This is a genomic window from Pantoea sp. B550, assembly GCF_024158165.1.
Lineage (GTDB): Bacteria > Pseudomonadota > Gammaproteobacteria > Enterobacterales > Enterobacteriaceae > Pantoea > Pantoea alfalfae.
This window is the reverse complement of record NZ_JAMYXI010000003.1, coordinates 3,064,810-3,085,782: the sequence shown is the minus strand read 5'-3', so window position 1 is coordinate 3,085,782 and position 20,973 is coordinate 3,064,810. Positions and strand designations below refer to the sequence as shown.

Sequence of the window (20,973 nt, the reverse complement as noted above, 5' to 3'; positions counted from 1 at the left end):
AGGCTCCTTCGAGGCCTCAGGCGGCGCTTTTGGCGCGCTCAAAGGCGTCTAATGTCTTTTTACGGGCTGCCTTATGATCCACGATTGGTGCCGGATAATCGAGTTTCCTGTTGTTCTTTTCCGCCCAGAGATGAGGCTGGTGAATATGGCTGTCAGGGACGTCCGCCAGCTCCGGCAGATAGTGACGGATAAACTCACCCTGCTCATCAAAGCGCTCACCCTGCGTGGTCGGGTTAAAAATGCGGAAATAAGGTGCTGAGTCTGTACCAGTGGAAGCCGCCCACTGCCAGCCACCATTGTTGGCGGCCAGGTCACCATCAATCAGCTGCTGCATGAAATAGCGTTCGCCTTCGCGCCAGTCGATCAGCAGATCTTTGACCAGGAAACTGGCGGTGATCATACGTAAACGGTTGTGCATCCAGCCCAGCGCCTTCATCTGACGCATTGCAGCATCGACGATCGGATAGCCGGTTTTTCCCGCTTTCCAGGCTTCGAAATGCGCGTCGTCACGCTGCCATTCAACGTGACGCGTCCAGTCGATAAAGGGCTTGTGACGACACAGTGCCGGGTAAGCCACCAGCAGATGACGGTAGAACTCACGCCAGATCAGCTCGTTCAGCCAGGTAAATGCGCGACTGTTGTCCAGCGCATCGGGATGTTCATGCAGCACGCGATGCAGGCACTGACGTGGCGACAGCACGCCGGTTGACAGATAGACCGACAGACGGCTGGTGGCGTCCAGCGCCGGAAGATCGCGCTTCGCGGGATAATCGATAACGGGTTGAGTGGCGAAATGACGCAACCGCTTCAGGGCGGCCGCTTCGCCTGCGGGAAACAGGTCCTCATCAAAGGCTTCGGTCAGATAGTCAAACGCAGGGATTGGGGCGGTTTTCAGCGGCGCACCGTCGCGCGGCTTAGGTGCAGGCACGCACTCCGGCAGACTCTGCTGCAAACGGCGGACAAAGGCTTTGCTGAAGGGAGTAAAGACCTTATACATCGTGCGATCGCCACTCTGTACACTGCCTGGTGGCAGCAGCAGGCTGTCATCAAAGCCCTGACAAATCACGCCCGCATCGTCAAGACGCTTTTCCGCCTCTGCATCGCGTTGACGCTCGTTAACCTCATACTGATAGTTGTAGAAGAGCTGATCGACCTGATGCTTCTCACAGAATTCTGCCAGCACATCAATACTGTCGCTGAAGGCGTGACACGCCTGATAGTGCAACTCAATGCCCCGCTCAGCCAGCGCACTTTGCACCTGCAACAGACTGGCGTGAATAAACGCCGCCTGCCTGGGGGACATATCATGCTGCTGCCACTGTTCTGGCGTAGCGAGGAAGAGCGCCATCACTTTCGCTTTGCTGTCGCTGCAGGCAGCGTGGAGCGCCAGGTTATCATTGATGCGTAAATCATTACGCAGCCAGACCAGATGGGTGGTCATACGCCTCCTGAATTACTGTCCGTAGCGTAAGCGCAAGGCTTCGGGATAGGGATCGAAATAGCGCTGCTGTGCCAGCCACGGATGTGGGAACTCGGCCATGTAGTGCTTAAGAATGGTAATCGGTACCAGTAGCGGCTGTGTGCCCTGACGATAGCGGTCAATCAGCGTTGCCAGCTCCTGGCGCTGCGGTGAACTCAGATGCGTGCGGAAGTAGCCCTGCACATGCATCAGCACATTGGTGTGATTGCGACGTGAGGCGGGACGTGACATCAGTTCCATCATGCGATTACGGTACTCAAAGGCAAAGGCATCCAGCGAGTCCCACTCGCTCATCGAGGCGACAAAGGGCCCCAGTTCGCGATATTTCTCCTGCGAGTGCGCCAGCATCATCAGTTTGTAACGACTGTGGAAGCCGATCAGTCCCTGACGGGTCAGGCCGTTTTCCCACATCTGATTAAATTCGTGCAGTGCGCAGATACGACCAATAAAGTTTTCACGCAGGGCGGGATCGTGCAGGCGTCCATCTTCTTCCAGCGGCAGCCAGGGCATTTCACGCTGCAGGAACTCCGCAAAAATACCGGTGCCCACTTTTCGGTTGTTGTTGTTGTCAGGCTCGTAGACCCGCACGCGCTCCATCCCACAGCTGGGCGATTTGGCGCACAGGATATAACCGGAGAGATGATGCAGCGATTTGACCCGCTCGGCAGACCAGTTACGCATCTGAGCAGTGACTTCTTCGCCGCCGTCTTTGCTGAAGCAAAGATGCAACTCATCATCGCCCTGCTTTACCAGACGCAATGCCGGACGCGGCGTAGGCAGTCCAATCGCCATTTCAGGACAGATCGGCTCAAAGCGGACAAATGGCGTAAGATCCTCAGTCGCAAAAGTAAGACGCTTATGGCCACCATCAAACCTCACGCTATCGCCGAGCAGGCATGCACTGATTCCAACGGGGATTTTTTTGCTCATACTTGTACAACCTCTAAAATCTTGTAGAGGTTTAAGTGTAGCGCAAAATGGCCAGGAATAAAGGGGTAAAACGCGATTCCGGACCGCTTATTCTCAGAAAAAACGCAAAAAAAAGCCCGGTCAGATGACCAGGCCTGTTCTGTGGCAGGACGCATTACCAGAATGCGCCACCACCGGCTTCAGACTGCGCCAGCCAGACCGGCTTTGCACTGGTCTTACACCAGACGCGATGCAGATAGCTGTAGAAACGCGCCCGATCCTGTCGGAACAACATGACAGGCAGAGCCAGAACGCCGAGAAGAACCACCAGCGTACGGCGTGCGAGTATTTTATAACGTGGATAAGCCTGATACATGGTTTCTCCTCCCGGTAAGTTAAAGTGTGCGAATGTGATCTGTGTTCAACTTTACGCCAGATAGTGTAATTTTACTACTCATCTGACCACTTAATTGTCGCTATTTTTGCTGTTTAAGAATTAACCTGTAATTTAGTTACAGATAAGTTACCGCCAGGTTACAGGAGGGTTTGAATATCCGAAAGATGAAGTGCGCGGACGGCAGCATAAAATATTGATAAAGTAGCGCTTCGGCCCTCACTCAAGGCAGGTATTGCGTGACCACGGTTTTGATCGTTGAAGATGAAAAAGAGATCCGCCGCTTTGTCCGGCTGGCGCTGGAAAATGAAGATCTGAAGGTGTTTGATGCCGATACGCTGCAGCGCGGACTAATTGAAGCGGCGACCCGCAAGCCAGACCTTGTGATCCTCGATCTTGGCCTGCCTGATGGAGATGGCACCGATTTTATTCGCGACCTGCGCCAGTGGAGCGCTATCCCGGTGATTGTACTGTCGGCGCGCAGTGATGAGCAGGATAAGATCGCCGCACTGGATGCAGGGGCCGATGACTATCTGACCAAACCGTTCGGCGTGGGCGAACTGCTGGCGCGCGTGCGGGTGGCGCTGCGCCGGCACAGTGGCCAGCAGCCTGATGCCAGGATTCACTTTGCCGACGTGAGTGTCGATTTTGCCGCACGGCGGGTACAGCGCGGCGGCAGTGAGATTCACCTCACCCCGATTGAGTTTCGTCTGTTGAGTATTCTACTGAATAATGCCGGCAAGGTGCTGACGCAGCGGCAGCTGCTGAGCCAGGTCTGGGGACCCAATGCGGTTGAGCACAGCCATTATCTGCGCATCTATATGGGTCATCTGCGCCAGAAGCTGGAAGCGAATCCAACCCAACCGGCGCATCTGCTGACCGAAACCGGGATCGGCTATCGCTTTATGCCATAAAAAAAGGCGCCAGAGGCGCCTGAGACTGTCAACAAATTCTGGCCCGGTTCGCTGTGAGACCGAGCTTGCTCAGGAAACAGGGTCAGATCGGAAAGACGCTAAAGCTAATCCATGACCAGCTCGGCCCACGCGATTACGCACCTCATCCGTGAGGTGCGACCGTTGCCGGGCTAACGCTTTGCGTTATTCAAAAACGCTCCCGGCGTTTTTGTCCATGGCGTGTGACGCTTTCCTCTTCTGACCCTGCTCCCTGCGCGTTAAATAAATCCGTTGCGGTCAGATTTACCCTGATGTGAGTTTGTCAGCAGCTCTGAGGCGCGCGATGCGCCGACTAATCAGGCGTTTTTCAGCACTTCACTAACAATCTCTACGGCTTCTTTCTCAATCTGCGCGCGATGTTCTGCGCCCAGGAAGCTTTCACAGTAGATTTTATAAGCGTCTTCGGTGCCTGATGGACGGGCCGCAAACCAGCCATTCTCCGTCATCACTTTCAGACCGCCGATTGAAGCACCGTTACCTGGTGCTGCCGTCAGGCGCGCGGTGATGGGATCACCCGCCAGCGTATCTGCGCTCACCATCTCTGGTGACAGCTTCGACAGCGCAGCTTTCTGCGCCGAAGTGGCGGATGCCTGCAGACGGTTGTAGCTTGGTGCGCCGAAGCGCGCGGCCAGCTCATCATAGTGCTGCTGCGGGTTTTTACCGGTCACGGCGGTAATTTCAGCCGCCAGCAGACACATGATGATGCCATCTTTGTCCGTTGACCATGGCGTGCCGTCGAAACGCAGGAATGAAGCACCCGCGCTCTCTTCGCCGCCGAAACCAAAGCTGCCGTCATACAGACCATCAACAAACCATTTGAAGCCAACCGGCACTTCCACCAGCTTGCGGCCAATGTCGTTGACGACACGGTCAATCATGGCGCTGGACACCAGGGTTTTACCCACGGCAACATCCTGGCCCCATTGTGGACGATGCTGGAACAGATAGTTGATCGCGACCGCCAGATAGTGGTTTGGATTCATCAGACCCGCCGGGGTCACAATGCCGTGACGGTCATAATCGGGATCGTTGCCGAACGCCAGATCAAACTTGTCACGGTAGGCCAGCAGACCTGCCATTGCGCTTTCAGACGAGCAGTCCATGCGCACAACACCATCTTTATCCAGATGCATAAAGCGGAAGGTCTGATCGACTGCGTCGTTCACCAGCGTCAGATCCAGCTTATAATGCTCAGCAATACGCTGCCAGTAAGCAATACCGGAACCACCCAGGGGATCAACACCCAGCTTCAGACCCGCTTTCTGGATCGCCGGGAAGTCGATAATCTCTGCCAGACCTTCAACGTAAGGCTGGATGAGATCTTTCTCGACCACGTGGCCACTCGCCATCGCCTGTTCCAGCGGCAGACGTTTCACCTCTTTCAGCCCATCTTTGATCAGCTGATTGGCGCGATCTTCCACCACTTTGGTGACGTTGGTATCAGCCGGTCCACCGTTAGGTGGGTTGTACTTGATGCCGCCATCTTCCGGTGGGTTGTGCGATGGTGTGATGACGATACCGTCAGCCAGCGGTCCACCCGCTTTGTTGTGCTCAAGAATCGCGTTCGAGATTGCAGGGGTCGGCGTATAGCCATTGTCCTGCTGCACAATCACATCAACGCCGTTCGCCGCCAGCACTTCCAGCACCGACAGGATCGCCGGCTCTGATAGCGCATGGGTGTCTTTACCAACGTAGCAAGGCCCGGTGATACCGTTCTTTTTACGCTCTTCAGCAATCGCCTGAGCGATAGCCAGAATGTGCATCTCGTTGAAGCTCTGACGCCCTGCACTGCCACGATGGCCAGAGGTGCCAAATTTCACCGCGTGTTCCGGGTTCGCCACATCGGGCTGCAGGACATAATATTGTGACGTTAATTGTGCAACGTTAATCAAATCGCTCTGCTGGGCGGTTTGCCCGGCACGTGGGTGATTGGCCATTGGCGCTGCTCCCTGACGCTTAAGTTTTAGATGGTGCCGCAAACTTTCTCGGTCAGTTCCGCAGGGAACTGCATCGAGAGCATGATGTGTTCGACCATGCTGCATTTACGACCGGTATTGGTGTTGGTGATCACCCAGTACGGCGTGCCGGGCACATGCTTCGGCTTAGTATGGGTGCCATTCTGTAACAGCGTATGCTCATCACCGGCAAAGTAGACGCGGGTGCGGCCCTGCAAAGATGCAGTAGCTTCAGCAAAAGCTGCAGTATCAAGACGATAGAGCGTTGACAAGATAAGCATAAAGCGATTCACCGCCCGCTTCTGCTCCGCATATTCATCGGAAAGCAGCAGCTCTCGCACCGCGCGGACACGATCCTGCGGGCGCGAACCGACAGACGCAGGCTGAGACTCTTTCGCTGCCTCTTTTGAGGCTGGCTGAGCAGGCGAAGCGGGTGCAGTCTGACCGGCAGTGAACTTCAGCATACGACGCAGAATGTCGGATGCGCTTTCACCAATGTGTTGCGTGTGGCTGGCAATATAACGGTAGAGCTCTTCGTCAACTTCGATCGTTTTCATCTTATTCCGTACGGTTCTTTCTCATGACAGAACCACCTGTTTCCTGAAAAGCTCTGAGTATAGTCAGGCAATTCAAAGGATGTGCGGGTTCTAACATCAGGATTATAAAGTTAAATTCAGGCGGGTTGTTAGCAATCAAACGGTTTACGGGCAAAAGTCAGAATATGTCCTAATGCCGCCGGAACCGGCGCGCCTGAAAAGGTGAAACCATGATAACCTAAGCACAGGTCTCAAACTTAAGAACTTTGCTATGATTTTGAACGCCCGTCTGCAAACTGAACAATCCCCTGCTGATTCCTTACCTGTCCTGCTTATCCATGGCCTTTTTGGCAGTCTGGATAACCTTGGCGTGCTGGCGCGCGGACTGAAAGATGCCGGTCCTCTGCTGCAGGTTGATGTCCGTAACCACGGACTCTCTCCACGATCTGACGAGATGAACTACGCTGTAATGGCGCAGGACATGGTCGATACGCTGGATGCGCACGGCATTGAACGCGTCGCGGTGATCGGTCACTCAATGGGCGGCAAGATCGCCATGACCATGAGCGCGCTGGTGCCGGACCGCATTGAGCGGCTGGTGATGATCGATATCGCCCCGGTCGACTACCAGACCCGCCGCCATGACGAGATCTTTGCCGGCATTCGAGCTGTAACCGACGCAGGCGTCTCGTCACGCAGTGAGGCGGCGAAGATTATGCGTACGCTTATCAATGAAGAAGGGGTGATTCAGTTCCTGCTGAAGTCATTTCAGGCGGGCGAGTGGCGCTTTAACGTCCCGGTGCTGTGGGATAACTACACCACGATCTCGGGCTGGCAGCCGGTTCCGGCCTGGGATCATCCGGCGCTGTTTATTCGCGGCGGCGACTCCAGCTATCTGGACAACCGCTACCGCGATGCGCTACTGCAGCAGTTCCCTGCCGCGCAGGCCCATGTCATTGGAGGCGCGGGACACTGGGTTCATGCAGAGAAACCCGATGCCGTTTTGCGCAGTGTCCGTCGCTTTTTTGCGCTTTAAAAGCAAATAGATGGCGGCAAAGGTTTAGGATTGGCGTCCGGAGTAAGCGTGAAGTATGATGGCGCGCTAAAATTTTGCCGCGCGTCCGTTTTGCTGCGGCAATGGCCAATAATTTATAATCTGCGCGGTGAGTGACTGGCGCCCGCCCCCATTCAGTTTTACTAAGCCATGGCAAAAGAACAGACTGACCGCACGACGCTCGATCTCTTTGCTGATGAGCGCCGCCCTGGTCGACCCAAAACCAGCCCGCTTTCGCGTGATGAACAGCTGCGCATTAACAAGCGCAATCAACTCAAACGTGACAAAGGACGCGGACTTCGTCGTGTCGAACTGAAAATGAACAGTGAAGCCGTCGATGCGCTCAACACGCTGGCAGAACAGCGCAATCTCAGCCGCAGCGAACTGATTGAACAGATGCTGCTGGCACAGCTCCAACTGGATTAATGCGGGCAAAACGCACGCAGGAGCAAATGTCGGGGCTTTAACCGTTCACCGGTTTTCTCTCGTCTGCTATTATTCGCTGAAATGTGCCGCGGCACACATCTCATTATCAGGATTTAAGAGGTTATTTTACTCATGGCACTCGTAGGCATCTTCTTTGGCAGCGATACCGGCAATACCGAAAACATTGCAAAAATGATCCAGAAACAGCTGGGTACAGACGTTGCAGAAGTGCATGACATCGCGAAAAGCACAAAAGAAGATCTGGAAGCGTTTGATATCCTGCTGCTGGGCATTCCGACCTGGTACTATGGTGAAGCGCAGTGCGACTGGGATGATTTTTTCCCGACGCTGGAAGAGATCGATTTCAACGGCAAGCTGGTTGCGCTGTTTGGCTGCGGCGATCAGGAAGATTACGCGGAGTACTTCTGTGATGCGATGGGCACGATCCGTGACATCATTGAGCCGCACGGTGCCGTAATAGTGGGCCACTGGCCAACAGAAGGCTATCACTTCGAAGCCTCAAAAGGGCTGGCCGATGATACCCACTTCCTGGGTCTGGCCATCGATGAAGATCGTCAGCCTGAACTGACCAACCAGCGCGTAGAGCAGTGGGTTAAGCAGATTTCTGATGAACTGCAGCTGAAAGATATCCTTGAAGCCTGATCCTGCCCGCCTCAATGTGAGCGCCAGCTCACATTGAGGCAATGGAAATTCCTATAGAAATAATAGCCACATTTTTTTAACTTTCTCCGTTTAATCTGTAGAATACCCGCATCGATCTTCCGCTTATTTTTTCAGGCGGTAAGACTAAGCGATGTACCAACAGACATCTGCCAGAATCCTCCCCGGCCCGGTGACCTATCCCCCACAGCCCGTGATGATTCAGGCACGCCCTCTGGTTTTCATTTCATCGCTTCAGTTCTATAATGAGACGCAAATGAGAATGAGCGCAGATCGACATTCAAGGCGATAAGCCACAAAAGTGAATATAGTGACAGGACAAAATCCGCATGACTGACAATAACACCGCATTAAAGAAGGCTGGCCTGAAAGTGACGCTGCCCAGACTGAAAATTCTGGAAGTGCTTCAGGAACCTGAGTGCCATCACGTCAGTGCGGAAGATTTGTACAAACGCCTGATCGACATCGGCGAAGAGATTGGCCTGGCTACCGTTTACCGTGTTCTGAACCAGTTTGATGACGCCGGTATCGTGACCCGTCACAACTTTGAAGGCGGTAAATCTGTCTTTGAACTGACGCAGCAGCATCACCACGATCATCTGATCTGTCTGGATTGCGGCAAGGTTATTGAGTTCAGCGATGAGTCGATCGAAACGCGTCAGCGTGAAATCGCCACCCGTCATGGCATCAAGCTGACCAACCACAGCCTCTATCTCTATGGACACTGTACGCTGGGTGATTGCCGGGAAGACGAAACCCTGCACGACCAGTAACGCGACCTGAAATAAAAAAACCGGTGAATTCACCGGTTTTTTTTCGTCTGTCTTCGGCTGTTGTATCAGGCGACCAGCGTCTCCTGCAGATAGCGCCAGCGTGGAATAGAGCTGCTGCAGTCCAGTATCGCCAGCGAGATACGGCTCTGATTATTGCCATTCATCATCTGCATTTCGCGATACTGTACGGTGATCTCTTTTTCATGATGAGAGAGGATGACGTGTTCGCAGGTGACAATGCGCATCCCTTCGCGCTGTCCCTGCAACTGCCGGAAAAGCGCCTCGACCTCGTTCAGATTGCACTCTCTGCCCTTTGGGGTGACCATGCGGAATTCAGGATGAAAATAGGACATCAGCAGCTCAAAACTGTCGTCAGATCCGGCAGGCTGGTTAAAAATACGTTCAATGAGCTGATGTAAAACGACCACACTGTTTCTGGCTTCCTGGGCGAGAACTGTCATTTTTTTTCCTTCTGTAACCCGCTTTGCAACCTCTGAGAGCGCATAGCCTACCTGAAAGCGGATAATTCACATCTGGAAATTGATTAATTTTTTTAAACTCAGATTTCTCTCACAATGCCGCATTTAATCGGTTGCGGTTAGATCAGAATAAATGTCGGCAATGAGTAAAATCAGGGCAACAAAAAAGGGCGATAAATCGCCCTTTTGTCATTTTATGAGGTCAGCCTCAAAAAAAATTTATTCGCCAGTTTTCGCCCAGGTATCACGAAGACCGACGGTGCGGTTAAACACCAGTTGCGATGGCGTAGAGTAAACGCTGTCGGCGCAGAAATAACCTTCACGTTCAAACTGGAACGGAGTGGTTGGTTCCACATCGCGCAGGCTCGGTTCCACAAAGCCCTGTTTGATCGCCAGTGACTCAGGGTTGATCACCGCCAGGAAGTCCTCTGCCGCGCCCGGATTTGGCACACTGAACAGACGATCATACAGGCGGAACTCTGCTGGCTGCGCGTGATCCGCAGACACCCAGTGAATGACCCCTTTGACCTTACGGCCATCGGCAGGATCTTTGCTCAGCGTGTCTACGTCGCTGGTGCAGTAGATGCAGGTGATGTTGCCCGCTTCATCTTTAGCGACGCGCTCAGCACGAATCACATAGGCATTGCGCAGGCGGACTTCTTTGCCCAGCACCAGGCGCTTATATTGCTTGTTCGCCTCTTCGCGGAAATCGGCACGGTCAATCCAGATCTCGCGGCTGAACGGCACTTCACGCGTACCCATCTCCGGTTTACCCGGATGATTTGGCATGGTGATGATTTCGTTATGGCCAGCTGGCAGGTTTTCGATCACCACTTTCAACGGATCCAGCACAGCCATAGCACGTGGCGCATTCTCATTCAGGTCATCACGGATACAGGACTCCAGCGAGGCCATCTCCACGATGTTATCCTGCTTGGTCACGCCGATACGACGGCAGAACTCGCGGATAGAGGCGGCGGTGTAACCACGACGACGCAGACCTGAAACGGTCAGCATGCGCGGATCGTCCCAGCCTTCAACGTGCTTCTCGGTCACCAGCTGAGTGAGTTTGCGTTTCGACATTACCGCATACTCCAGATTCAGGCGCGAGAACTCATACTGGCGCGGATGAACCGGAATGGTGATGTTATCCAGCACCCAGTCATAGAGACGGCGGTTATCCTGGAACTCCAGCGTACACAGCGAGTGCGTAATGCCTTCCAGCGCATCGGAGATGCAGTGGGTAAAGTCATACATCGGGTAGATGCACCACTTGTTGCCGGTCTGGTGGTGTTCCGCGAACTTGATGCGGTAAAGCACTGGATCACGCATCACGATAAAATTAGAGGCCATGTCGATTTTCGCGCGCAGACAGGCAGTGCCTTCGGCAAACTCACCGTTTCGCATCTTCTCAAACAGCGCCAGGTTCTCTTCCACGCTGCGATCGCGATAAGGGCTGTTTTTGCCCGGCTCTTTCAGGGTGCCGCGATATTCGCGAATCTGATCCGGACTCAGCTCATCAACGTAGGCGAGACCTTTAGAAATCAGCTCGATAGCATAGTCATAAAGCTGATCAAAATAGTTTGATGAGTAACAGACCTCACCGCTCCACTCAAAACCCAGCCACTGGACGTCACGCTTGATGGATTCAACAAATTCCATATCCTCTTTAACCGGATTGGTATCGTCGAAACGCAGGTTGCATTGCCCCTGATAATCCTGGGCGATGCCAAAATTCAGACAGATCGATTTCGCATGACCAATATGCAGATAACCATTGGGCTCTGGCGGGAAACGGGTATGCACGCTGCTGTGCTTACCGCTCGCCAAATCTTCGTCAATGATCTGACGAATAAAGTTAGTTGGGCGGGCTTCAGCCTCACTCATCTCAAAAATCCTCAATACGAATAACGGGTGATTTGTACCACGAAGTAACGGAGTATGATCCACAAAGCGTCTGAGGGAAACAACCGTTTGTTAAGCCTTTAAAACAAAAAAGGCAGGAATCGCTTCCTGCCTGTGGGGTTATGTTGCGGGGATTAGCCTTTCACTTCATACAGCGGAGTTTCACCTGCCACCACCTGACCGCGGGCCAGTAATGTCAGACCGGCAAAATCATCGCTGTTGCTGACCACGACCGGACTCACCATTGAGCGGGCATTGGCATTGAGGAATTCAAGGTCCATTTCCAGCACAGGCTGACCGGCGACCACCGTGGCCCCCTCTTCAGCCAGACGGGTAAAGCCTTTACCTTCCAGCGCCACGGTATCCAGTCCCATGTGCACCACTATCTCTACACCATTCTCCGTTTCCAGACAGAAGGCGTGATTGGTGTTGAAGATTTTCACCAGCGTACCGTCAATCGGTGCCACGACCCATTTGTCGCTGGGTTTGATCGCCAGACCATCGCCAACTGCTTTGCTGGCAAAGGCTTCATCCGGCACATCATCCAGCGCGACCACTTCGCCCGATACCGGTGCCAGCAATGTCGCAATAACACGCTTCTCACTGTTCAGCACGGCCTGCGGTTTAATGTCAGGCTCCACTGGCGCACTGCTGGTAGCCGCGGCCGCGACCGGCCCCTTGGTCAGGACTTTTTTCATCGCCGAGGCAATGCTTTCGGCTTGGGTACCCACGATGATCTGCACGCTCTGCTTATTAAGGCGGATCACCCCGGATGCGCCCAGATGCTTAGCAACGCCTTCATTAACCTGCGCCGAATCATTCACGTTAAGACGCAGGCGGGTAATGCAGGCATCGATGCTGGTTAAGTTGGCTGAGCCGCCCACGGCACCAATATAACGACGCGCCAGCGATTCAGTGGCCGTTTCGCCATTGTCAGTTTTATCCACGTTGACGTCATAACCATCACTTTCATCACCCGCAACTGCCAGCTCGCGGCCCGGCGTCATCAGGTTGAATTTTTTGATGGTGAAGCGGAATACCACGTAGTAGATAACGAAGAAGACCAGCCCCTGCGGAATCAGCATGTACCAGTGTGTTGCCAGCGGGTTACGGGTCGACAGCACCATATCCACCAGCCCGGCGCTGAAACCAAATCCGGCAATCCAGTGCATGCTGGCAGCGATAAAGACCGAGATGCCGGTCAGGACGGCGTGAATCAGATAGAGTACTGGCGCCACGAACATGAAGGAGAATTCCAGCGGTTCGGTGATACCGGTAAAGAAGGCAGCAAACGCGGCAGCCAGCATGATACTACCGACTTTGACACGGTTCTCTGGACGCGCACAGTGATAGATGGCCAACGCAGCACCCGGCAGACCAAACATCATAATCGGGAAGAAGCCTGCCTGATAACGACCGGTAATGCCCACGGTTGCCGACCCATCAGCCAGTGACTGTGCACCGCCCAGGAATTTAGGAATGTCATTAATGCCCGCAACATCAAACCAGAACACGGAGTTCAGGGCGTGATGCAGACCGACCGGAATCAGCAGGCGGTTAAAGAAGGCGTAGATACCGGCACCGGCAGAGCCGAGCTTCTGGATATGTTCACCAAAGTTAACCAGACCATTAAACACCACGGGCCAGATATACATCAGGATAAAAGCGACAAAGATCATCAGGAACGACACGAGAATCGGCACCAGCCGGCGTCCGCTGAAGAAAGAGAGTGCCTTAGGCAGTTCAACGTGGCTGAAGCGGTTATAGACCTCTGCCGACAGAATACCGACAAGGATGCCGACAAACTGGTTTTCAATTTTGCCAAAGGCTGCTGGCACCTGATCCAAAGGAATTTTCTGAATCATCGACACTGCAGCGGGTGAGCAGAGCGTGGTGACCACCAGAAAGCCGACATAGCCAGTCAGCGCTGCGGCACCATCTTTATCTTTTGACATGCCGTAGGCAATACCGATCGCAAACAGCACCGACATGTGCTCAATGATTGCCGCACCCGACTTGATCAGTAATGCCGCCAGCGCATTACCTGCCCCCCAACTGTCTGGATCAATCCAGTAACCGACCCCCATTAATATCGCTGCTGCTGGCAGGGTTGCTACCGGCACCATCAGTGCGCGCCCCACCTTTTGTAAGTAACCTAACATATCCCCTTCCCCCTATGAGCCTGACTTGTCGCTTTGCGCTGCTTAATGTTGTTATGTCAGCTGCAAAGATCGTTAATACACTTCATATCACGCAGCGAAGTGTAATGATAAATTAATTCGCCTCGCAAATTAAAACCCTGGTAAATGTGATTTTTATCACTAAAAAACATCGTGTCACACGGCAACATCTGGCTATCACCACAAACTTATTTTATGATCCGAAATATTGAATTGTGCTCCGCCCGTGGCGAGAATAGATCATCTGCTCTGGCTGATGACTAACGCAGCGGTTTAGCGATCCCCTTTCCATTTTTAATTGAGGTGAAACATGAGACTGATTCCATTAGCGACGCCAACCCAGGTAGGTAAATGGGCCGCCCGACATATTGTTAACCGCATCAATGCGTTTAACCCGACGGCGGACAGGCCTTTTGTTCTGGGTCTGCCAACCGGCGGCACGCCACTGGAGGCGTACAAGCACCTGATTGATATGCACAAAGCGGGCCAGGTCAGTTTTAAACATGTCGTGACTTTCAATATGGATGAATATGTCGGTCTGCCAAAAGAGCATCCTGAAAGCTATCACAGCTTTATGTATCGCAACTTCTTCGATCACGTTGATATTCAACCGGAAAATATCAACCTGCTGAATGGTAATGCGCCTGATATTGACGCAGAATGTCGTCAGTACGAAGAGAAAATTCGCGCACTGGGTAAAATTCACCTGTTTATGGGCGGCGTTGGCAACGACGGTCATATCGCCTTTAACGAACCGGCTTCGTCACTGGCTTCGCGTACCCGTATTAAAACCCTGACCCATGACACCCGCGTGGCGAACTCGCGCTTCTTTAACGGGGACGTGGATCAGGTACCTAAATATGCGCTGACGGTCGGCGTCGGCACGCTGCTGGATGCCGAAGAAGTCATGATTCTGGTTACCGGTCATGTCAAAGCGCAGGCACTGCAGGCAGCAGTTGAAGGTAACGTGAATCATATGTGGACCATCAGCTGTCTGCAGCTGCATGCGAAATCGGTTGTGGTCTGTGATGAGCCAGCCACCATGGAACTGAAAGTGAAAACCGTGAAATATTTCCGCGAAATGGAAGCGGAAAATATGAAAGGCGTGTAACAGAATAGTGCCTTGCCCTGCTGTTACGCTGAGTGACAGCAGGCCAGGACGGGAGAAGAGAGATGTACGCATTAGTAAACGGCCGGATCTACAGCGGCCATGAGATTCTGGATAATCACGCCGTCGTGGTGGCAGACGGGCACATTGCGCGCGTCTGCCCGCGTGAATCGCTCGCGGCTGATATTGAGCAGCGGGATATGGCGGGTGCGATTATTGCGCCGGGCTTTATCGATCTCCAGCTTAATGGCTGCGGTGGCGTGCAGTTCAATGACAGCCTGGATGCGCTCAGCATTGAGACGCTGGAAACGATGCAGCGCGCCAATGAAAAGTCTGGCTGCACCAGCTTTTTACCGACGCTTATCACCAGCAGCGACGCGCTGATGAAGCGGGCGATTGAAACCATGCGCGCTTACCTGCAGAAACATCAGCATCAGGCGCTGGGTCTGCATCTGGAAGGCCCGTGGCTGAGCAAAGCGAAAAAAGGCACACACGATCCGGCACTGATTCGCCTGCCGGATGCGGCGATGGTGCAGTATCTTTGCGACAACGCAGACGTCATTACCAAAGTCACCCTGGCACCGGAAAACGCAGGCAGCGACGTGATTCGTCAGTTGACCGATGCCGGAATCATTGTCTCAGCAGGTCACTCGAATGCGACCTATGAAGAGGCGAAAGCGGGCTTTGCTGCGGGCGTGAGTTTCGCGACCCACCTCTACAATGCTATGCCGGCGTTTGCCGGACGTGAACCCGGGCTTATCGGTGCGCTGTTTGATTCGCCTGATGTATACTGCGGCATTATTGCGGATGGTTTACATGTACATTACGCTAACGTGCGCAATGCAAAACGCATCAAAGGCGACAAACTGGTGCTGGTAACGGATGCCACAGCACCGGCTGGCGCTGACATCAGCGAGTTTATTTTTGCTGGAAAAACAATCTATTATCGTGACGGCCTCTGTGTTGACGAAAACGGCACACTCAGTGGTTCGGCCCTGACGATGATTGAAGCGGTACAAAACAGCGTCGAGCATGTCGGTATCGCACTGGACGAAGCGTTACGCATGGCATCACTCTACCCGGCACGGGCGATGGGCGTGGAAAGACAGTTGGGCTCGATCGAAGCAGGAAAAATCGCGAACCTGACTGTGTTTACGCGCGACTTTAAAATCATTAAGACGTTAGTCAACGGAGACGACGTCCTGAGCGAGTAAGCACTGAATGACCACTGGCGGCCAGTCACAAATAGGAAATGTCGATCTTGTTAAGCAACTTAATAGCGCAGCGGTTTACCGGCTGATTGATCAACAGGGGCCGATATCGCGCATTCAGATTGCCGAACTCAGCCAGCTCGCCCCCGCCAGCGTCACCAAAATTACCCGCCAGTTGATTGAGCGCGGCCTGATCAAAGAGGTAGACCAGCAGGCGTCTACCGGTGGTCGCCGCGCTATCTCGATTATCACTGAAACCCGCCACTTCCATACCATCGGGGTTCGCCTCGGCCGCAACGATGCCACCCTGACCCTGTTCGACCTTAGCGGTAAATCGCTGGCGCAGGAGGATTATGCGCTGCCTGAACGCACTCAGGAGACGCTGGAACATGCGCTGTTTAACGCCATCAGCGGTTTCATCGAGCAGCACCAGCGTAAAATACGCGAGCTGATTGCGATTTCCGTCATCCTGCCGGGCCTGGTTGACCCGATTAACGGCGTGATTCGTTATATGCCGCACATCTCTGTCAGCCACTGGCCGCTGGTCGCCAGTCTGAAAAAACGGTTCAACGTCACCAGCTTTGTGGGGCACGATATTCGCAGTCTGGCGCTGGCCGAGCACTATTTCGGTGCAAGCCGCGACTGTGCTGACTCAATCCTGGTGCGCTTACACCGCGGCACGGGTGCCGGCATTATTGCTAACGGCCATATTTTCCTCGGCAGCAACGGCAACGTCGGCGAAATCGGCCATATCCAGGTTGACCCGCTTGGCGAGCGCTGTCACTGCGGTAACTTTGGCTGCCTTGAAACCATTGCCGCTAACGGCGCCATTGAGAATCGTGTGCGGCATCTGCTGAATCAGGGCTACCCCAGTGTACTGACGCTGGAGGCGTGCCAGATGTCCCACATCTGCAAAGCGGCCAATCAGGGTGATGCGCTGGCCTGCGAAGTGGTCGAACAGGTAGGCCGGTATCTGGGCAAAGCGATTGCCATTGCGATTAACCTGTTTAATCCACAAAAAGTGGTGCTGGCGGGCGAGATTACGGAAGCAGAAAAAGTGCTGCTGCCCGCGATTGAAGGCTGCATCAACACCCAGGCATTAGAGGCCTTTCGTAAAAATCTGCCGGTGGTGCGTTCTACCCTGGATCACCGTTCTGCGATTGGTGCGTTTGCGCTGGCTAAACGTGCCATGCTTAACGGCATTCTGCTGCAACATCTTCTGGAAGACTAAGCTTACCCGCTGTTGTGGCGGGCCACATCGGATCTGACTATGACCATTAAAAGCGTAATTTGTGATATCGATGGCGTGCTGATGCACGACAACACGGCCGTTCCTGGCGCACAGGAATTTTTACAGCGTATTCTGGCCAAAGAGATGCCGCTGGTGGTGCTGACAAACTATCCCTCGCAGACCGAGCAGGATCTGGCTAACCGCTTTGCTTCGGCTGGTGTTGAGGTTCCTGAATCCGTTTTCTATACCTCTGCCATGGCTACCGCCGACTTCCTGCGTCGTCAGGAGGGTAAAAAGGCCTATGTCATTGGTGAAGGCGCGCTGATTCATGAGCTCTATAAAGCGGGCTTTACCATTACGGATGTGAATCCCGATTTTGTCATTGTCGGGGAAACGCGTTCGTTCAACTGGGACATGATGCACAAAGCGGCCTTCTTCGTCGCTAACGGCGCGCGCTTTATCGCCACCAACCCCGATACGCACGCGCGCGGCTTTATACCCGCCTGTGGCGCGCTCTGCGCCGGTATTGAGAAGATCTCAGGTCGTAGCCCGTTTGTGGTGGGTAAACCTAGCCCTTACATCATGCGTGCCGCGCTGAATAAAATGCAGGCCCACTCGGAAGAGACGGTCATTGTGGGTGATAACCTGCGAACCGATATTCTCGCCGGTTTCCAGGCAGGTCTGGAGACAGTACTGGTGCTGTCAGGCGTCTCGACGCTGAGTGATATCGATGCCATGCCGTTCCGTCCGGACTGGATCTACCCTTCTGTTGCCGATATTGATCTGTTCTGATTCATTTTTCTTATGACGCATCCGGTTAATCTGTGATGCGTCCCCCCTTTTTTTGCATATTCCCGCCTACTTTCACTGTCTATTTTTTACTCACAAACACCATTTCATTGCCGATCCAACAACAAAACAACGTTAAAAATATCGTTTATTTAATTTTATTGCCATGTGAGCAATATTTTTATCAGTAAATCACGATTCCTCTTGCATTGAATGCACCAAATAGCGCATTTTCTTATCTATCACGCAGCGTCAGGCTGCCGGACAAACGCAAAAGATAACATCGCCGTAGGGTGAGATCAGGAGTCAGTTATGTGTTCAATTTTTGGTGTGCTGGATCTGAAAACCGATCCTGTTGAGCTGCGCAAGAAAGCGCTGGAATGTTCGCGCCTAATGCGTCATCGCGGCCCGGACTGGTCAGGCGTCTATGCAGATGACAAGGCTATTCTGGCGCATGAACGCCTCTCAATTGTTGACGTTAACAACGGCGCACAGCCCCTGTACAACGCCGATCACACCCACGTACTGGCCGTTAACGGCGAAATTTACAACCATCAGGCGCTGCGCGCTGAGCTCAGCGAACGCTATGAATTTCAGACCGGTTCTGACTGTGAAGTGATTCTGGCGCTCTATCAGGAGAAAGGTGTCGATTTCCTTGATGAGCTGGAAGGCATGTTCGCCTTTATCCTCTATGACAGCGTTAAGAAATCGTATCTGATTGGCCGCGACCATATCGGCATCATCCCGCTTTATATGGGTAACGATGAACACGGCAACCTGTTTGTTGCGTCAGAAATGAAAGCGCTGGTACCGGCGTGTCGTTCGATCAAAGAGTTCCCGCCGGGAAGCTATCTCTCCAGCACCGATGGCGAAATCCGTCGTTACTGGCAGCGTGACTGGATGGAATACAAAAACGTTGAACACAACACCACTGATGCGGCAGGCCTGAAACATGCGCTTGAAGAGTCCGTGAAAAGCCACCTGATGTCAGACGTCCCTTATGGCGTGCTGCTGTCAGGCGGTCTGGACTCCTCCATCATTTCAGCCGTGACCAAGCGTTTTGCGGCGAAACGGGTTGAAGATCAGGATAAAAGTGATGCGTGGTGGCCGCAGCTACACTCCTTTGCGGTCGGGCTGGAAGGTTCACCTGATTTAAAAGCAGCAAAATCTGTCGCTGAACATCTGGGCACCGTGCACCACGAAATTCATTTCACCGTGCAGGAAGGTCTGGATGCGATTCGCGATGTGATTTATCACATTGAAACCTATGACGTCACTACCATTCGCGCCTCTACGCCGATGTACTTAATGTCGCGTAAAATCAAAGCAATGGGCATTAAGATGGTGCTGTCAGGCGAAGGTGCAGACGAAGTCTTTGGCGGCTATCTCTACTTCCATAAAGCGCCAAACGCCAAAGAGTTCCACGAAGAAAACGTGCGTAAACTGCAGGCGCTGCATATGTTCGACTGCGCTCGTGCCAACAAAGCGATGTCCGCCTGGGGCGTTGAAGCCCGCGTACCCTTCCTGGATAAAAAATTCCTGGATGTGGCAATGCGTATCAACCCTGCCGACAAAATGTGTGGCAGCAACGGTAAAATGGAGAAACACATTCTGCGTGAATGTTTCTCCTCTTACCTGCCAGAGAGCGTAGCGTGGCGTCAGAAAGAGCAGTTCTCTGATGGTGTGGGTTACAGCTGGATCGACTCACTCAAGGAAGTGGCCGCGAAGCAAATCAGCGACCAGCAGCTGGCAACCGCCCATTTCCGCTTCCCGTTCAACACGCCGGGTTCGAAAGAAGCTTATCTCTATCGTGAGATCTTCGAAGAGCTGTTCCCGTTAGCGAGTGCGGCAGAGTGTGTGCCTGGCGGTCCATCCGTTGCCTGTTCTTCCGCCAAAGCGATTGAGTGGGATGAAGCGTTTAAAAACATGGACGATCCTTCCGGACGTGCCGTGGGTGTGCATCAGTCAGCCTATAAATAACCTGACAGAAAGCCACCGGAATGGGCCTGTTATGGCCCATTTTTTTACGATGAGCGTTGTATTCACTGAAAAATTGCCGAATAAACCGCCAGGCTGGTTATAAGCCAGTCAAACAGCGATTATCTGGCAAAAAACGGTAAAAAACTTGTTGACGCTGTCTGGTCAACTCCGCATAATGCGCCCCGCAACGCCGATGAAGGTAACGCGAAAAAAAGATGGCTACGTAGCTCAGCTGGTTAGAGCACAGCACTCATAATGCTGGGGTCACAGGTTCGATTCCCGTCGTAGCCACCATCTTTTTTTGCGGGAGTGGCGAAATTGGTAGACGCACCAGATTTAGGTTCTGGCGCCGCAAGGTGTGCGAGTTCAAGTCTCGCCTCCCGCACCATTTCATTATTCGGCAGCGTGGATGGGATATCGCCAAGCGGTAAGGCACCGGTTTTTGATACCGGCATTCCCTGGTTCGAATCCAGGTATCCCAGCCAATTTCGATGATTCTTGTATGCTGAGAACGGACGAATGGGATATCGCCAAGCGGTAAGGCACCGGTTTTTGATACCGGCATTCCCTGGTTCGAATCCAGGTATCCCAGCCATCATTGAAATGCAGTACAATTTGGCTACGTAGCTCAGCTGGTTAGAGCACAGCACTCATAATGCTGGGGTCACAGGTTCGATTCCCGTCGTAGCCACCATATAATTGGGGTGTCGCCAAGCGGTAAGGCACTGGTTTCTGATACCAGCATTCCGGGGTTCGAATCCCTGCACCCCAGCCATACAAAGACAATTTGAAAAGCCCATTATTGGGGTGTCGCCAAGCGGTAAGGCACTGGTTTCTGATACCAGCATTCCGGGGTTCGAATCCCTGCACCCCAGCCAAATTGCACAACCAGGCCCGCTTTTGCGGGCTTTGTTGTTTTTATCCCTTCT

The 20,973-nt window shown here is 53.3% G+C and carries 18 protein-coding genes and 7 tRNA genes; 17 read left to right on the top strand and 8 right to left on the bottom strand.

Annotated elements, in window-relative coordinates:
* Window positions 1–16 precede the first annotated feature (16 nt).
* The 3 genes from phrB to NIM72_RS17400 form a co-directional block, all read right to left on the bottom strand.
* Window positions 17–1,441 (bottom strand): deoxyribodipyrimidine photo-lyase, encoded by a 1,425-nt coding sequence (gene phrB / locus NIM72_RS17410; protein WP_161732120.1) that lies wholly within the window; start codon window positions 1,439–1,441, stop codon window positions 17–19.
* A gap of 12 nt (window positions 1,442–1,453) precedes the next feature.
* The gene (locus tag NIM72_RS17405) at window positions 1,454–2,410 is read right to left on the bottom strand and encodes a 2-thiouracil desulfurase family protein (protein ID WP_161732118.1); all 957 of its coding nucleotides are present in this window, start codon (window positions 2,408–2,410) and stop codon (window positions 1,454–1,456) included.
* A 154-nt stretch (window positions 2,411–2,564) separates the two neighbouring features.
* On the bottom strand, window positions 2,565–2,765 hold the full coding sequence (locus tag NIM72_RS17400; RefSeq protein WP_013357130.1) for a DUF2517 family protein: 201 nt from the start codon (window positions 2,763–2,765) through the stop codon (window positions 2,565–2,567).
* Between the two features lie 257 nt (window positions 2,766–3,022).
* Between NIM72_RS17400 and kdpE the strand changes: the two genes are divergently transcribed.
* A complete protein-coding gene (kdpE, locus tag NIM72_RS17395; RefSeq protein WP_222924359.1) occupies window positions 3,023–3,697 on the top strand; it encodes a two-component system response regulator KdpE in 675 nt (224 codons plus the stop codon).
* A gap of 335 nt (window positions 3,698–4,032) precedes the next feature.
* On the opposite strand, the gene pgm is transcribed toward kdpE, so the two are convergent.
* Both pgm and seqA read right to left on the bottom strand, forming a co-directional pair.
* Window positions 4,033–5,673 carry a phosphoglucomutase (alpha-D-glucose-1,6-bisphosphate-dependent) gene (pgm, locus tag NIM72_RS17390; protein ID WP_253421327.1) on the bottom strand — a complete coding sequence of 547 codons (1,641 nt, stop codon included), beginning with the start codon at window positions 5,671–5,673 and terminating at the stop codon, window positions 4,033–4,035.
* A gap of 26 nt (window positions 5,674–5,699) precedes the next feature.
* Window positions 5,700–6,248, bottom strand: a complete 549-nt coding sequence (seqA, locus tag NIM72_RS17385; RefSeq protein WP_013357126.1) for a replication initiation negative regulator SeqA — start codon at window positions 6,246–6,248, stop codon at window positions 5,700–5,702.
* A 250-nt stretch (window positions 6,249–6,498) separates the two neighbouring features.
* On the opposite strand from seqA, the gene ybfF reads away from it, so the two are divergent.
* The 4 genes from ybfF to fur all read left to right on the top strand — a co-directional run bounded on the left by ybfF (window position 6,499) and on the right by fur (window position 9,161).
* On the top strand, window positions 6,499–7,263 hold the full coding sequence (gene ybfF / locus NIM72_RS17380; protein WP_253421324.1) for an esterase: 765 nt from the start codon (window positions 6,499–6,501) through the stop codon (window positions 7,261–7,263).
* 168 nt (window positions 7,264–7,431) lie between these two features.
* Complete coding sequence (gene ybfE / locus NIM72_RS17375; protein ID WP_161732113.1) at window positions 7,432–7,707, top strand: LexA regulated protein; 276 nt, start codon at window positions 7,432–7,434, stop codon at window positions 7,705–7,707.
* Window positions 7,708–7,839: 132 nt separating this feature from the next.
* Window positions 7,840–8,370, top strand: a complete 531-nt coding sequence (gene fldA / locus NIM72_RS17370; protein WP_013357124.1) for a flavodoxin FldA — start codon at window positions 7,840–7,842, stop codon at window positions 8,368–8,370.
* Between the two features lie 347 nt (window positions 8,371–8,717).
* Window positions 8,718–9,161, top strand: coding sequence for a ferric iron uptake transcriptional regulator (fur, locus tag NIM72_RS17365; protein ID WP_009091454.1), 444 nt, complete (start codon window positions 8,718–8,720; stop codon window positions 9,159–9,161).
* A 65-nt stretch (window positions 9,162–9,226) separates the two neighbouring features.
* Here the strand turns inward: fur and NIM72_RS17360 are convergent, their stop codons facing one another.
* The 3 genes from NIM72_RS17360 to nagE all read right to left on the bottom strand — a co-directional run bounded on the left by NIM72_RS17360 (window position 9,227) and on the right by nagE (window position 13,707).
* Window positions 9,227–9,622 (bottom strand): hypothetical protein, encoded by a 396-nt coding sequence (locus NIM72_RS17360; protein ID WP_150037227.1) that lies wholly within the window; start codon window positions 9,620–9,622, stop codon window positions 9,227–9,229.
* A 237-nt stretch (window positions 9,623–9,859) separates the two neighbouring features.
* Window positions 9,860–11,527 carry a glutamine--tRNA ligase gene (gene glnS, locus NIM72_RS17355; RefSeq protein ID WP_253421323.1) on the bottom strand — a complete coding sequence of 556 codons (1,668 nt, stop codon included), beginning with the start codon at window positions 11,525–11,527 and terminating at the stop codon, window positions 9,860–9,862.
* Window positions 11,528–11,679: 152 nt separating this feature from the next.
* Window positions 11,680–13,707, bottom strand: coding sequence for an N-acetylglucosamine-specific PTS transporter subunit IIBC (gene nagE / locus NIM72_RS17350; protein WP_161732108.1), 2,028 nt, complete (start codon window positions 13,705–13,707; stop codon window positions 11,680–11,682).
* 328 nt (window positions 13,708–14,035) lie between these two features.
* Between nagE and nagB the strand changes: the two genes are divergently transcribed.
* The 12 genes from nagB to NIM72_RS17290 all read left to right on the top strand — a co-directional run bounded on the left by nagB (window position 14,036) and on the right by NIM72_RS17290 (window position 20,922).
* A complete protein-coding gene (nagB, locus tag NIM72_RS17345; RefSeq protein WP_013357120.1) occupies window positions 14,036–14,836 on the top strand; it encodes a glucosamine-6-phosphate deaminase in 801 nt (266 codons plus the stop codon).
* A gap of 62 nt (window positions 14,837–14,898) precedes the next feature.
* Window positions 14,899–16,047 carry an N-acetylglucosamine-6-phosphate deacetylase gene (gene nagA / locus NIM72_RS17340; protein WP_161732106.1) on the top strand — a complete coding sequence of 383 codons (1,149 nt, stop codon included), beginning with the start codon at window positions 14,899–14,901 and terminating at the stop codon, window positions 16,045–16,047.
* Window positions 16,048–16,054: 7 nt separating this feature from the next.
* Window positions 16,055–17,275: an N-acetylglucosamine repressor gene (locus NIM72_RS17335; RefSeq protein WP_033731851.1), complete on the top strand. Its 1,221-nt coding sequence runs from the start codon at window positions 16,055–16,057 to the stop codon at window positions 17,273–17,275.
* Between the two features lie 39 nt (window positions 17,276–17,314).
* On the top strand, window positions 17,315–18,067 hold the full coding sequence (locus tag NIM72_RS17330; RefSeq protein ID WP_013357117.1) for an HAD-IIA family hydrolase: 753 nt from the start codon (window positions 17,315–17,317) through the stop codon (window positions 18,065–18,067).
* A 309-nt stretch (window positions 18,068–18,376) separates the two neighbouring features.
* Window positions 18,377–20,044 carry an asparagine synthase B gene (gene asnB, locus NIM72_RS17325; RefSeq protein ID WP_253421321.1) on the top strand — a complete coding sequence of 556 codons (1,668 nt, stop codon included), beginning with the start codon at window positions 18,377–18,379 and terminating at the stop codon, window positions 20,042–20,044.
* A 217-nt stretch (window positions 20,045–20,261) separates the two neighbouring features.
* Window positions 20,262–20,338, top strand: a tRNA-Met gene (locus tag NIM72_RS17320).
* 9 nt (window positions 20,339–20,347) lie between these two features.
* Window positions 20,348–20,432: transfer RNA gene (locus NIM72_RS17315), tRNA-Leu, on the top strand.
* 22 nt (window positions 20,433–20,454) lie between these two features.
* Window positions 20,455–20,529, top strand: a tRNA-Gln gene (locus tag NIM72_RS17310).
* A gap of 35 nt (window positions 20,530–20,564) precedes the next feature.
* Window positions 20,565–20,639 (top strand) — tRNA-Gln (locus NIM72_RS17305).
* Window positions 20,640–20,661: 22 nt separating this feature from the next.
* Window positions 20,662–20,738, top strand: a tRNA-Met gene (locus NIM72_RS17300).
* Window positions 20,739–20,744: 6 nt separating this feature from the next.
* Window positions 20,745–20,819, top strand: a tRNA-Gln gene (locus tag NIM72_RS17295).
* A gap of 28 nt (window positions 20,820–20,847) precedes the next feature.
* Window positions 20,848–20,922: transfer RNA gene (locus NIM72_RS17290), tRNA-Gln, on the top strand.
* The last annotated feature ends 51 nt before the right edge of the window (window positions 20,923–20,973 follow it).